The 12,891-nt window shown below is 49.8% G+C and carries 11 protein-coding genes; 5 read left to right on the top strand and 6 right to left on the bottom strand.

From position 1 onward, the window contains the following. Positions 1 to 59: 59 nt before the first annotated feature. Positions 60 to 1,538, bottom strand: coding sequence for a TolC family protein (locus tag LQ777_RS05125; protein WP_232561449.1), 1,479 nt, complete (start codon positions 1,536 to 1,538; stop codon positions 60 to 62). Between the two features lie 88 nt (positions 1,539 to 1,626). On the opposite strand from LQ777_RS05125, the gene LQ777_RS05120 reads away from it, so the two are divergent. The 4 genes from LQ777_RS05120 to LQ777_RS05105 all read left to right on the top strand — a co-directional run bounded on the left by LQ777_RS05120 (position 1,627) and on the right by LQ777_RS05105 (position 5,317). Beyond that, on the top strand, positions 1,627 to 2,430 hold the full coding sequence (locus LQ777_RS05120) for an aminotransferase class IV (RefSeq protein ID WP_232561448.1): 804 nt from the start codon (positions 1,627 to 1,629) through the stop codon (positions 2,428 to 2,430). Between the two features lie 326 nt (positions 2,431 to 2,756). After that, positions 2,757 to 3,575, top strand: a complete 819-nt coding sequence (mazG, locus tag LQ777_RS05115) for a nucleoside triphosphate pyrophosphohydrolase (protein ID WP_232561447.1) — start codon at positions 2,757 to 2,759, stop codon at positions 3,573 to 3,575. A gap of 11 nt (positions 3,576 to 3,586) precedes the next feature. Continuing rightward, positions 3,587 to 4,318, top strand: coding sequence for a metallophosphoesterase family protein (locus tag LQ777_RS05110; RefSeq protein WP_232561446.1), 732 nt, complete (start codon positions 3,587 to 3,589; stop codon positions 4,316 to 4,318). Between the two features lie 39 nt (positions 4,319 to 4,357). Then, positions 4,358 to 5,317 carry a polysaccharide deacetylase family protein gene (locus LQ777_RS05105; RefSeq protein ID WP_232561445.1) on the top strand — a complete coding sequence of 320 codons (960 nt, stop codon included), beginning with the start codon at positions 4,358 to 4,360 and terminating at the stop codon, positions 5,315 to 5,317. A gap of 32 nt (positions 5,318 to 5,349) precedes the next feature. Here LQ777_RS05105 and LQ777_RS05100 read toward each other — a convergent pair whose 3' ends face one another. From LQ777_RS05100 to LQ777_RS05080, 5 genes are all read right to left on the bottom strand, one after another. Further along, positions 5,350 to 6,087 carry a potassium channel family protein gene (locus LQ777_RS05100; protein WP_232561444.1) on the bottom strand — a complete coding sequence of 246 codons (738 nt, stop codon included), beginning with the start codon at positions 6,085 to 6,087 and terminating at the stop codon, positions 5,350 to 5,352. A 78-nt stretch (positions 6,088 to 6,165) separates the two neighbouring features. Beyond that, entirely contained in the window at positions 6,166 to 7,116 is a 951-nt protein-coding gene (locus LQ777_RS05095) for an aldo/keto reductase (RefSeq protein WP_232561443.1), read from the bottom strand. 231 nt (positions 7,117 to 7,347) lie between these two features. Continuing rightward, positions 7,348 to 8,820 carry an IMP dehydrogenase gene (gene guaB, locus LQ777_RS05090; RefSeq protein ID WP_232561442.1) on the bottom strand — a complete coding sequence of 491 codons (1,473 nt, stop codon included), beginning with the start codon at positions 8,818 to 8,820 and terminating at the stop codon, positions 7,348 to 7,350. A gap of 203 nt (positions 8,821 to 9,023) precedes the next feature. Next, positions 9,024 to 10,373, bottom strand: coding sequence for a leucine-rich repeat domain-containing protein (locus tag LQ777_RS05085; RefSeq protein WP_232561441.1), 1,350 nt, complete (start codon positions 10,371 to 10,373; stop codon positions 9,024 to 9,026). A 299-nt stretch (positions 10,374 to 10,672) separates the two neighbouring features. Further along, positions 10,673 to 11,095, bottom strand: coding sequence for a DUF2141 domain-containing protein (locus LQ777_RS05080; RefSeq protein WP_232561440.1), 423 nt, complete (start codon positions 11,093 to 11,095; stop codon positions 10,673 to 10,675). A 40-nt stretch (positions 11,096 to 11,135) separates the two neighbouring features. Between LQ777_RS05080 and recJ the strand changes: the two genes are divergently transcribed. Next, positions 11,136 to 12,875, top strand: coding sequence for a single-stranded-DNA-specific exonuclease RecJ (recJ, locus tag LQ777_RS05075; protein WP_232561439.1), 1,740 nt, complete (start codon positions 11,136 to 11,138; stop codon positions 12,873 to 12,875). Positions 12,876 to 12,891: the final 16 nt, after the last annotated feature.

The following is a 12,891-nucleotide window of genomic DNA, read 5'->3' as shown; positions in this document are numbered from 1 at the left end:
TTTGACGAGAAATCACTCTCGGGAACGCTAGTCCGCTCATTCATCTATTCACCCAGTCACTAATTGAAAGCAAGTGGTTTATTTTGGTAATAATCTAAGATTTTGGTTCGGAAGACGTAATCGTACTTGGCCTGAATCAAACTGGCCCGTGCCCGATCAAGGTTTGTTTTGGCGATGCTGTAATCCGTCGCGTTGATTGCCCCGGCATTCAGTCGGCTTTCAGCAACTTGAAACGCTTTCTCAAGTGATGCTACCTGTACCTGCGTTGCCCGGTACTTATTGGCTCCTGCCCGCATGCTTGTGTAAGCCGTTTCAATCTGCTGCCGCAGCACAAGGCGTGTATTTTGAGCCGTAAGTTCCGCGTTTTGCTGTTGAATTTTTGCCGTCGTTACCCGATTTCGCGATAAGTTACCCTGAAAAATGGGTACCCGCAGGAACAACGAAGCCGACTGGTTGAAGTTGTTTTCCAGCTGACTGCCGTACGTAATTCCTCTTGCGTCGGTCCCCTCGATGTTTGAGTATACGGGTAGCTGATTACCGTTTGGATCGGTGTAGAACCCAATGGTTTGCTGAGAAAACTGACCATTTGCGATACGGGAACTAGCAGCACTGGAATACAGCGTACTTAGGTTTCCGTTCAATGATAAGATGGGGTACAGACCTCCTTTTGCCACCTGAACGCCCAATTCTGCACTTTTAACCCGCAGATCAGCGCCTTTTACTTCGGGTAGGTTTGTCGCAGCGATGTCGAAAAGCTGTTGAACCGTTGCCGTGTACGGGTCCAGACCCGGATCGGGTACGTTCACCGCTTCTACCTCAAACGACTGATTAATGGGCACATTCATTGCTTGAAGCAACGCCACTTTGGCCAGATCGAGCGTATTTTGAGCAGTAATAATATCGACTTCGTTACCTGCTAGCGTCGCCCGAAGTTCAAACAGGTTCGCTTCTGGAGCCGATCCAGCATTGACCAGCCGCTCGGTCCGTTCGAGCTGGGCGCGGGTAACGTCGGCCTGACGCTGGGCTACTGCCAGTTGTTCAGCACCGGTCAGCACGTTCAGGTAATTTTGCGCTACCGTTAACGACACGTTATTTTGCGTCGCGGTCAGCTCCTGCTGACTGGCTTGCAGAGCCAGGTCATTTTGTTTGATCGTATTGCGCAGTACCAGACCGTTGTACAGGGTATATGACGCGTTCAGTTGATAGTTGCTGGACTGGATCGTTTGCTGGACGAACTGGTTGTTTTGCGGGTTGATACTACGTCCCCCGTTGATAGACTGGTTGGTCTGGAAACTGGTTGTCGGTAGTAGATTAAGCCGCGACTGGCGCAGTTGCAAATCGCTGTTGGCCACGGTCAATTTCCCCTGCCGAACAGTAATGTTGTTTTGCTGCGCGATGTCAATGCACTGCTGTAAATTCAGTCGTGCCGGTGTAGCCGAAGCAACAGCCGCGTTCGTAGTAGCATTTTGTGCATAGGTTGCTGATAAATTTGCTGTTAATAGCAGAGCAGCCAGGGCCCCGACTTGTTTCCACGCCATTTGCATGTTCGTTGGATTTTGATGGTTCAATGATACAAACTTACTTTCGAGGCTACTATATTTTTGGGATAAACGGCGCAAACTAAGCATGTTTCTGATTTATAATTCGGATGTAATTACTGAAGACGAGTTTCGGTTGCCGATCAACGACCGGGCTTTTCAATACGGCGACGGTATTTTTGAAACCATTCGCTACGAAAATAACCACCTTTGGTTCTGGCCTGATCACATGGACCGGCTCACGGCGGGAATGGCGGCTTTGCGTTTACGGGCTCCCACACAGCTTACGTCATCAACGATCCAGCAGCTTGTTTTTCAACTGCTCTCGGCCAACAAACTTCTTGACCAACCCGCACGGATCAAACTTCAAATCTGGCGAAAACCCGGCGGACTCTACACGCCTTCCAGCCAGGAAATCAATTATTTGATTAGTGCCCGTCCCGGCTTGTCCTTCGCTATCACCCAACAGTCAAAAATAGCCGTTTATGACCTGGTTCGGTTGTCGGAATCGCCTTTTTCAGCGTGTAAAACGCTCAATTCGTTACCGTATGTGTTGGCTGGCTTACACAAGCAGGAACGTGAACTAAACGACGTAATCCTCTTGAGTACCGAAGGCTATCTGGCGGAATGCGTCGCTTCGAACCTGTTCTGGTTTAAAAACGAAACGCTGTTTACGCCTTCGCTTAAAACAGGCTGCATCAATGGCATCGCCCGACGGCAGTTACTTCGTCATTTTACCACGCACCAGGAAGGCTTTTTTCTTCCTGCGGAGCTGGATGAGGCCAAGGTCGTTTTTGCCGCTAACGTCATGGGTATTCAGGTATTTCGCGGAGAATGGTCTGCCGCACATGCAGACCGGATCAGGCAACTTTTCATGGATATATCGGTTTAAGTTAAGCTTTTGTCAACCCGGCTATACCGTGTCGGACAACGTACACAATCTTCCATCAAGTGACGTGCCATCGTATCAATCAACTGCTTACCAATCGCTTAGCAAAACTATTTTTACTGCTACGTCCGTTCTCGGACAGTTTTTCCATTAAAATCGGACAGCCTCATTCGTTCGAGTTGAAGTCGCGAGTCTAGTCGTGTTGATTAATGCTTCGTTACGTTCGTCTGCCTTGCTACCGGCGATTTACTGATCGTGTCGATAAACGAAGTTTTTTCAAAAATTCTGCTAGCCGTAAACCAATGGCGCTGTTTAATCCTTATTGAGCTATGAGCCAGATAAAGCAATTTCACGATTTACCCGCCCGCCGTCAGGAGCAGCTAATGGCATTTGATCGCTTGTTGACGATCATGGATGAACTACGCGACCAGTGCCCCTGGGATCGTAAACAAACGATGGATACGCTTCGGCACTTGACCATCGAAGAAACCTACGAACTGTCGGATGCCATTCTGGAAAAAGATAAGACCGAAATTCGTAAAGAGCTGGGTGACATTCAATTGCACTTAGTTTTTTACGCTAAAATTGCGTCGGAAACGGGCGATTTCGATATGGCCGATGTATTCAATAGCATCTGCGACAAACTCATTAGCCGACACCCGCACATTTACGGCGACGCGGTTGCCGAAACCGAAGATCAGGTAAAAGCCAACTGGGAACAGTTGAAACTGAAAGAAGGAAATAAGTCGGTGCTGGGTGGCGTACCGGGTTCGCTGCCTGCGCTGGTGAAAGCGATGCGCATTCAGGAAAAAGCACGGGGAGCGGGTTTCGACTGGGAAGAGAAACAACAGGTTTGGGAGAAAGTGGAAGAGGAAATGAAGGAGTTCAAAGACGAGTTCAATACCGATACGAACGAAGCCATTGATTCCAGCCGCGCCGAAGGCGAATTTGGCGATCTGCTGTTTTCACTGGTCAATTATGCCCGCTTTATTGATATTAACCCCGAAACAGCGCTCGAACGCACAAACAAAAAGTTTATCAAACGCTTTACGTATCTAGAACAGCAAGCGCGTGCTAACGGTAAATCTTTGCAGGAGATGACGCTGGCTGAAATGGACGTGTACTGGAACGAAGCCAAAACAATCTGATCCCAATTTTCATGCGAATCGCCTTCATCACGGATTTACACATCGATACGCCAGACCAGAACCCGATGGGCGTCGATGTGCGGCAAAACTTTTTGAAGGCGCTCGCTTTTCTCCCTACCATAAATCCAAATTGCCTGGTCATCGGTGGTGACCTCGCCAATGCGGTTGGCGACCATGCCATTTACGCATGGATCAAGCAGGAACTGGACAAACTTCCTTATCCTTACTACCTCATTGCCGGTAACCACGACGACCCGGCAATATTGGCTGATGTGTTCGGGCGAAAGCAGCATTTGCAAGACAACGAGTTTTACTACGCTTTACCCCTCGAAGGTCGGCCCACCCTATTTCTGGATACGGCCAAAGGGGAATTATCACCCAAGCAGTGGACGTGGCTAAAGGACTACGTGGCCGCTTTGCGCCACAACAACCTGCTTGTTTTCATGCATCACCCGCCCCTACCAGCTGATGCGATCTACATGGACAGCCATTACCCGTTTCGGCAAAGCGACGATTTTCTGCAACTGATGAAGAGTTCGCCCTGCCATATCACGGTGGTTTGCGGTCATTATCACGCCGAAAAAGTGGTTCAGCGAGGAAACCTGATAGCGTTACTAACTCCTTCGACATTCGTCCAACTGAAGCAGGATACCCCTGACATGGTTGTCGACAATTATTGCATTGGTATCCGGGAAATCAATCTCACAACGCACGGCACCAACAGCACGGTGCATTACCTTTGAGCTTGTCCGTTGTACACCACTAACCCCATTATTCGTCCAGTGTCCCGTTTTCTGCGTGTCAGTTGCTTATTCGTGCTCATTAGTTTTACGGCTTTTGGCCAGATTACCAAGTATCGTGTCTATTTCGGGAAAACCCGTGCCCAACCCCAGCAGCTAGTACTGCGCCAATGGCAGCAAAACCGGCAAACGCGCTACCTCCTGGTCAATCCCGAAACGCTCAAAACCAGTGTCTCCAGTTTATCGGCTAATGATATTCAGACGTTGCCCTGGTCGCAACTAACTCAGACATTTCAGAAGGCACCTTACGTCCGGGCTTTGCAGGCTGAGCAACAGCGCGATCAGCATTTGCAGGATGCGGGTCTGGAACGAACCGATACAACCGAGCGCGGTTTCAGCCTGACCATTGATCTTTGCCCATCAACAAAACCCTTAACGCGTTCGGTATTTGAACAGTTGATCCGCGCCTTCGAGCCCGAAGAAAAGCCGATACCGATCACCATAACGATTACCGGACTTTGGATGGAAAAGCATCAGGACGATCTGGCTTATCTGAAAGATCTGGTCAGCCGGGGTGAACTCGTCATAACGTGGGTCAACCATTCGTACCACCATCGCTTCAATCCGCGTCTGCCGCTTCCGGTAAATTTCCTATTGGAAGCCAATACAAACATCGATGATGAAGTGCTGCTCAACGAACAGGCAATGCTTCAAAACGGGCTGGTTCCATCCATTTTTTTCCGATTTCCGGGACTCGTTTCCGATAAAGCCGTATTCGATAAAATTCTGGCTTTTGGTTTGTTACCCATCGGTAGCGATGCCTGGCTGGCTAAAAATCAACAGCCCAAGCAAGGCAGTCTGGTACTTATTCACGCCAACGGAAATGAGCCGTTGGGTATCACTGATTTTATTAATCTAATCCGGCAGAAGTCAGCGGCTATTGAAAACAAGACGTGGCTACTGTACGATCTGCCCACTAGTCTGTCGAAAGAAGATCGATAGCGTTTGGCGCTTGGCAATGCAGTCTTTATCCGTTACGAATCCAGGCGTTTTTCCAATGCTTCTATTTTCTGGCGGAGCTGGCGAATTTCGTCAACAAGTGCGTGTAGATCGTCCTTGTCTTTATCCTGTTCCTCTTCAACGAAGAAATTGGCTACGTAACCGGTGAACGTACCAAACAAGCCTACCCCCGCAATCATGAGCACGGCGGCAATGAATCGGCCTAAGGTCGTCACTGGAAAGCGGTCGCCGTAGCCAACGGTCGTGATGGTAACAAAAGCCCACCACAAGGCGTCGGACGGAGTTTTTATGTTAGCTTCCGGCACCCGCTCGGCGTACAAAATGGATATAGCCCCAAAGATCATCAGTAGTACGGAACTGAGCAGGACTACCGACAGGGTACCGTTGGCACGGTTGCGGAAAAGGTAGGTCAGAAATTCGCGCAGGGAACGAAACGCACGAACCATGCGTAAAATGCGGATAACGCGCACGAGCTGACCTAACCGCAGCCAGTCAAGCGTCGGAATACTCGCCAGCAGATCGATCCAACCCCAACGCAGAAATTTTCGCTTGTCGGGAGCCTGGTACAGTCGGACAAAGAAGTCAAACAAAAAATAAATGCAGACGCCCGTATCGATCTGATCGAGCAGTTGCCGGGTTTCTTTGTGCATGGGCACAAGTTCCCTGACGAGTAATGTCAGGACGACATACACCGACATGACCAGCGTAACCACCTGATGCAACATCAGTTTGGATGATGTTGGTGGGTTCATAGGTACTTTGTTTTAAAGACAGGACTTACGAGATGTCAAGTTTACAAACCGATCTCGTAAATCCTGTCAAAAAAACAGCTACCACGCGCTGGCAGTCGTCAATTTATCTATTGCGGCTTCGTCCAGCTTCAACTCGGCGGCTTTGGCGATTTCGTGCAACTGATCAACGCTGGTGGCGCTGGCAATGGGAGCCGCGATCCCCGGACGAGCCATTAGCCAGGCCAGTGACACCTGGGCGGGCGTGGCGTTGTACTGTTCCGCAACCTCATCGAGTGCTTTCAGGATGGATTGACCACGGTCGTCGAGGTATTTTTTAACGCCCTGCCCGCGCGGACTTTTCGATAAATCGGCTTCCGAACGATATTTGCCGGTCAGGAAACCGCTGGCCAGCGAATAATAACTAATAACGCTCAGGCCGTATTGTTGCACAATAGGCTCGTACTGCGTTTCGTAATTTTGCCGGTCGTACAAATTGTATTCGGGTTGCAGACTCTGGTAAGCAGCATACCCCAATTTTTCGCTTACTTCCAGTGATTCCGTTAACCGTTCGGGTGTAAAGTTCGACGCGCCGATCACCCGCACTTTACCTTCGTTGATCAGTTTGTCGAGTGCTTCCAGCGTTTCCTGAACCGGCGTGTTCAGGTCGTCGTAGTGCGTCTGGTACAGGTCAATGTAGTCGGTTTGCAGCCGTCGTAGTGAGTCTTCCACCGCCTGTTTGACATACTCCTTCGACAATCCTTTTTTGTCGGGAGCCATCTCGGCACCGAGTTTAGTAGCAATAACGACCTGATCGCGTTTGCCGCTCTGTTTTAGCCATTTACCAATGATCGTTTCTGATTCACCACCATTGTTGCCCGGCACCCAGCGCGAGTACACATCAGCGGTATCGATTAGGTTGAAGCCAGCGGCCACAAAGGCATCCAGCAATTGAAAAGAGGTAGACTCATCAGCCGTCCACCCAAACACGTTGCCGCCGAACGATAGCGGGGCTACCGACAGTTCTGAGTGACCAATTTTGCGTTTTTCCATTACGTTGTCTGTTTAAATTTCCATCGCTGCTTAGTGTGCGACAGTTTTTTAACAACTACCTCCTTTCCGAAACAGTTTTCTCAAAAATTAAGCCCATCGAACCGAAAAAGGCAACGGCCTTCAAACCAGTCTCCAACAAAAAGGCTCTGAATCTCATAATCGACATGAATTGTCCGATTATGAGATTCAGAGCCACTACTTACTAACTACGTACAGCAATCGCGGGTGCGCTTACCGAGCCGAATAGTTGGGTGCTTCTTTCTGAATCGAAATATCGTGCGGATGGCTTTCGCGCGAACCGGCCGTTGTTATTTTCACGAACTTCGCTTGCTGTAAAGCCGGAATGTCGGGAGCTCCGCAGTAGCCCATACCCGCTTTCAGACCACCAACCATCTGATAGGTGATTTCGGCCACTTTGCCTTTGAACGGTACCCGACCCACGATGCCTTCCGGTACGAGTTTTTTGATGTCGTCTTCGGCATCCTGGAAATACCGGTCTTTCGAACCGTCCTCCATTGCTTCTACCGACCCCATGCCCCGGTACGTTTTGAACCGACGACCTTCGTACAGTACCACTTCGCCCGGTGCCTCTTCGGTTCCGGCCAGCAGCGATCCGATCATAACCGTACTAGCTCCTCCGGCAATGGCCTTTGTGATATCGCCCGAAAAGCGAATACCTCCATCGGCAATGATCGGAACGTCGGTACCTTGTAACGCCTTGGCCGCTTCGTAAACCGCCGACAGCTGCGGCATACCGATTCCGGCAATGATCCGGGTGGTACAGATACTACCTGGTCCAACACCGACCTTAACGGCATCAGCACCCGCATCGGCAAGTGCTTTGGCTCCGTCGCCCGTTGCTACGTTTCCGGCGATAACCTGTAGTTTCGGAAACTGCGCTTTAATGTTGCGAACAGCATCCAGTACCCCTTTCGAGTGTCCGTGAGCGGTATCGACGCTGATCACATCAACCCCCGCTTTTACGAGAGCTTCAATGCGTCGGTTCAGGTCAGGTGTTACGCCGACGGCTGCCCCTACACGTAGCCGACCCAGTTCGTCTTTGCAGGCGTTGGGATGGCTTTTCTTCTTTAAAATATCTTTGTAAGTAATCAGGCCGACCAGATGATAATCGTCATTCACAATCGGCAGCTTTTCGATGCGATACTCCTGAAGAATGCTTTCAGCTTCTTCCAGCGTTAATCCTTCGCGGGCGGTAATCAGCTTTTCGCGGGTCATAATACCCGCTACGGGTTTCGACAGATCGTTTTGAAAACGTAAATCCCTATTGGTCAGAATACCAACTAGTTTACCGGTCTCATCGACCACGGGAATACCGCCGATTTTGAACTCGCGCATGATCTTGAGCGCGTCAGCCAGCGTAGCGGTTTCAGAGAGGGTGATGGGATCGATGATCATCCCACTTTCGGAGCGTTTGACTTTGCGGACCTCGTCGGCCTGAGCCTCAACACTCATGTTTTTATGAATGATTCCGATGCCTCCTTCCTGCGCCATCGCAATCGCCAGTGCCGACTCCGTAACGGTGTCCATAGCCGCCGAGATAAGCGGAATGTTCAGTCGGATGGTGCGGGTAAGCTGGCTTGTTGTGTTTGTATCGCGTGGGAGAACCTCCGAATAGGCAGGTAACAGCAATACGTCGTCGTAGGTGAGAGCCTCGTAAAGAAACTTGCTCGTATCTAAGCTCATGGCAAATAAACAGGTGATGTTATTTGCCGGATAAAATTACGGATAATTTTTGAATCGCCAAAAAGCAGCGTCTTACTTTCTGTACCAGACGCAGGCTACGAGCCACCGTCTATAACGAGTTTGCGGGTGTTGATGGCTATAACCGACAAAGCCCGTATGCGTGGTTTCGGCCAATCATACGGGCTTCGATAGGCACTTAGCGATTACTGACAAACCTGGTAGTTAGCAGACGCATCCTTGCTCCAGTCTTTGGTGACCACAGAAAGACTGCTGACGCAGATAGTTCGAATGTTGTTTTTGCCACAGAACATCTCCGCTAGCTTGCTGTTACTCCGAAGATCTAATGCCGTTAATTGATTCTCGTAGCAACTTAGAAACGTCAAAGCCGTAGTGTTAGTAACGTTCAGCGTGGCTAGCTTATTCCCAGCACAATACAGGCGAGTTAATTTGGGATTCTTACTGACATCCAACGCGGCTAGATTGGTACGACTACATTCCAGCCTCTCCAGCGCCCCGTTTTTACTGACATCCAGCGTAGCTAGGGTCCCGTACCCACAGGATAGATAGGTAAGCGCCGTGTTGTTGCTGACATCCAATGAACTTAGACCGCTGCAATACAGGTACGTTAGTGCCGTATTTTTGCTAACATCCAGTGAGCCTAGACTACTACAATCCAGGTAAGTCAATGCGGTGTTTTTGCTGACATCTACCGAGCCTACACGGCTACCTCCAAACGAAAGGTAGGTCAACGCTGGGTTCTTACTGAGGTCTAACGAGGTCAGGTTAATACCCGGTGAAACGATGGCATCGGTACCACAGCTAAGTTTTGTCAGCTTTGAATTGTTACTGAGGTCTAACGAGGTCAGATGGTCGCTGCTGCAATTCAACTCCACCAGCAGGGTGTTTTTGCTGACGTCTAACGCCGTTAGCTGATTAAACGAGCAATCCAGTACGGTCAACGCCGTGTTTTTACTAATATCCAGTGTGGTCAGACTATTGGCCGGAAGACCCAGTATAGTCAGATTGGAAAAGACCTCGATACCTTGCAGGCTTTTGATTCCTTTTGATGATAAGTTAAGCTGTGTCACCTTCTGCGCATTGGCAGTCAGTACTTTTCCATCCTGAACATCATCAATTCCAAGCTCGATCAGGGCTTTCTCAAAATTGGCGTCGGGAATGGCAGAGTACGGATAGGCACCGGTCGTAAAACTAAAAACAGCCGTAGTGGTCGCTTTTTTGCTGTCGGTAGCCACGACGGTACCGCTCAGCACAGCCGTGTAGCCCACATTCTTGAGCGTGTACGTGGTATCGGTCAGGTTTTTGGCCAGCGTGTCTTTCCAGACCACTGCGTAGGTAACCGGGTCACCATCGGGGTCTTTGGCTTTGGTCCAGGTCAGGATTACATCAGCATCGACCGCAGCCTGTTTAGCCGATACCGAAAAGGCGGCTGGAGCTCGATTAACAGGGGGCTGATCAGGTTGCGGGTCGTCCGCTTTACGGCAGGCACTAACGAGTACGATAAAGAGGAAAAAAAGGGTAAACGATTTACGCATTATGGATATAGACAAAAAGTTACGGATGGAATATGCGTCGGGTAAATAGTACCAACGGGTCTTTACCTAAGCAGAATAGAATGCTTTCGAAGGCAGAAAACAGGCTTGTTTCGCCTGATGGGGAAGATTTTCACGAATACACTTTCAGTAAGGGCCTAACGTTACGCTACGACTTGATCGAGATAGAAACGATCATAAGAACATAGTATGACGTTAAGCACCTTAAAGAAAGAGATAAATAGCGTACACTAAAGCAGAAAGATCAGATTTTTTTGCAGCCAGAGGTGATCTTACACCCTTTAATTCAGCTTAATACTGATTGACTTACCCCCGTCACCGACGCTGAATTGACAGTCGCTGAATTTTGGGGCTGACATGGTTGGTCGGAAATTATTACTAAACCCGTAAGGCTCTTTGGGGATGCCAAACACGCGCTTATCCATTTTTCCGTTTCCATTCTCGTCGTGGTACACAGCGATGGCGTAGTCGCCCGGATCGACAGAAAACGTTGTGTGTACGCTCTTTTCTTTGACTTCCAGCTTTTTCCCTTCCAGCGGCTTCCCTTCCGGGAACGCATTCTTGGCGTTGAACAAGGCCACGTACACATCACCTTTCATGGTGCGGACGTTCTGTATGTCAACTTGTAGATTAGCCTTTTTAGGCGATTTGACCGGTTCTCCACCAGACATAAAAAGGCTTAAAGCCGAAAGCAAAATGAGCATAGATACAGTGTTTTTGTAAAAACGGATTTAACTTGCAATTATGATAGCCCAGCCGCCACCTCCGCAAAAACGATGGATCTCCAAAAACTTCCCCAGTTCGGCGGAACAGCGGTCGGCGATTGAATCATTGACACAGTCGCTCAACGTCAGCCCCTTCCTGGCGGCACTGCTGGTGCAACGTGGTATTCATACCTTCGACGAAGCCCGTTCCTTTTTCCGGCCCGAAATCGGCCACCTCCATGACCCCTTCGCTATGAAGGACATGGACCGGGCTGTCAAGCGGCTGCAACGGGCAATGCGCCCCGAACAGCCGGAAAAGATTCTCGTCTATGGCGACTACGACGTTGACGGTACCACATCGGTAGCCATGGTTTATGGTTTTCTGAAAAACTACCACTCCGCCATCGATTATTACATACCGGATCGTTACAAAGAAGGGTACGGCATTTCGCAGCAAGGTATTCAGTGGGCCGCCGAAAACGGTTTTACCCTGATCATTGCCCTTGACTGCGGTATCAAATCGATTGATCGGGTAGCCGAAGCTAAAGCACTCGGCGTTGACTTCATCATCTGCGACCACCACCGCCCCGGCCTCGACATTCCTGATGCAGCGGCTGTACTAGACCCTAAGCGTGACGACTGTGCGTATCCTTATAAAGAACTGAGTGGCTGCGGTGTTGGTTTTAAATTACTGCACGCTTTCTGCCTGCGTCAGCAGATTGATCTGGGCGAACTCTACCCGTACCTCGATCTGGTAGCGGTCAGTATTGCCTCCGACATTGTACCGCTGACGGGCGAAAATCGCGTACTGGCGTATTTTGGCTTGAAATACATCAATTCGAGTCCACGCACGGGCTTGAAAGCTCTGATCAAAATAGCCGGTTTTTCGCGGGAACTGGACATCACCAATGTGGTCTTCGGATTAGGTCCCCGGATCAATGCCGCCGGACGAATTCAACACGCCAAAGCGGCTGTCCAACTTTTGCTGGCCGAATCAGAAGAAGAAGCCGATGCGTTTGCAATGGCGATTAATAAGCACAACAACAGCCGACGCGAATTCGACAGCACGATTACGGAACAGGCTTTGTCGATGATTCGGCAAAACGAAACCATGTTGACAGCCAAGACGACTGTGCTCTACGATGCCAACTGGCATAAGGGTGTCATTGGCATCGTGGCGTCGCGCTGCATTGAACATTTTCACCGACCAACCATCATACTAACTCAATCGCACGACAAGGCTGCCGGATCGGCGCGCTCGGTGCCGGGTTTTGATGTGTACGAAGCCATTGAAGAATGCGCCGACTTACTGGAACAGTTTGGAGGCCATACTTTTGCTGCCGGAATGACCATGCCGGTAGACAACATTGACGCGTTTCGTCAGAAATTTGAGGAAGTGGTATCGCGTAAGATCAAGGAGGAACACCTAACCCCCCTGATCGATATTGATCTGCCCATCGATTTCAGCGAGATCAACGACAAACTTTTCAGGATTCTGAGACAAATGGGTCCGTTTGGTCCGCACAACATGCAGCCGGTGTTTATGACGGAGGATGTGTATCTGGTCAGCGATCCGGTTATCATGAAAGAAAAGCACCTGAAGATCAGCGTGCGCCAGGGTCGGACTGGTCATACACTGACGGGGGTTGGATTCGGCTTCGGACACATGGCCGATCAGCTTCGGTACGGTAAACCGTTCTCCATCTGTTATCAGGTAGAACAAAACGTTTACAATGGCAACGTTTCTTTGCAACTGATGCTGAAAGACATACGCTGCTAGACGTAATACGGATAGG

The sequence above is a fragment of the Spirosoma oryzicola genome, from assembly GCF_021233055.1.
GTDB lineage: Bacteria > Bacteroidota > Bacteroidia > Cytophagales > Spirosomataceae > Spirosoma > Spirosoma oryzicola.
This window is presented reverse-complemented; position numbering and strand designations above follow the sequence as displayed.

Excerpts from the sequence above, each read along its gene's own strand:
- LQ777_RS05125 (WP_232561449.1), bottom strand. The coding sequence starts at position 1,538 with ATGGCGTGGAAACAAGTCGGGGCCCTGGCTGCTCTGCTATTAACAGCA.
- LQ777_RS05120 (WP_232561448.1), top strand. The coding sequence starts at position 1,627 with ATGTTTCTGATTTATAATTCGGATGTAATTACTGAAGACGAGTTTCGG.
- mazG (WP_232561447.1), top strand. The coding sequence starts at position 2,757 with ATGAGCCAGATAAAGCAATTTCACGATTTACCCGCCCGCCGTCAGGAG.
- LQ777_RS05110 (WP_232561446.1), top strand. The coding sequence starts at position 3,587 with ATGCGAATCGCCTTCATCACGGATTTACACATCGATACGCCAGACCAG.
- LQ777_RS05100 (WP_232561444.1), bottom strand. The coding sequence starts at position 6,087 with ATGAACCCACCAACATCATCCAAACTGATGTTGCATCAGGTGGTTACG.
- LQ777_RS05095 (WP_232561443.1), bottom strand. The coding sequence starts at position 7,116 with ATGGAAAAACGCAAAATTGGTCACTCAGAACTGTCGGTAGCCCCGCTA.
- guaB (WP_232561442.1), bottom strand. The coding sequence starts at position 8,820 with ATGAGCTTAGATACGAGCAAGTTTCTTTACGAGGCTCTCACCTACGAC.
- LQ777_RS05085 (WP_232561441.1), bottom strand. The coding sequence starts at position 10,373 with ATGCGTAAATCGTTTACCCTTTTTTTCCTCTTTATCGTACTCGTTAGT.
- LQ777_RS05080 (WP_232561440.1), bottom strand. The coding sequence starts at position 11,095 with ATGCTCATTTTGCTTTCGGCTTTAAGCCTTTTTATGTCTGGTGGAGAA.
- recJ (WP_232561439.1), top strand. The coding sequence starts at position 11,136 with ATGATAGCCCAGCCGCCACCTCCGCAAAAACGATGGATCTCCAAAAAC.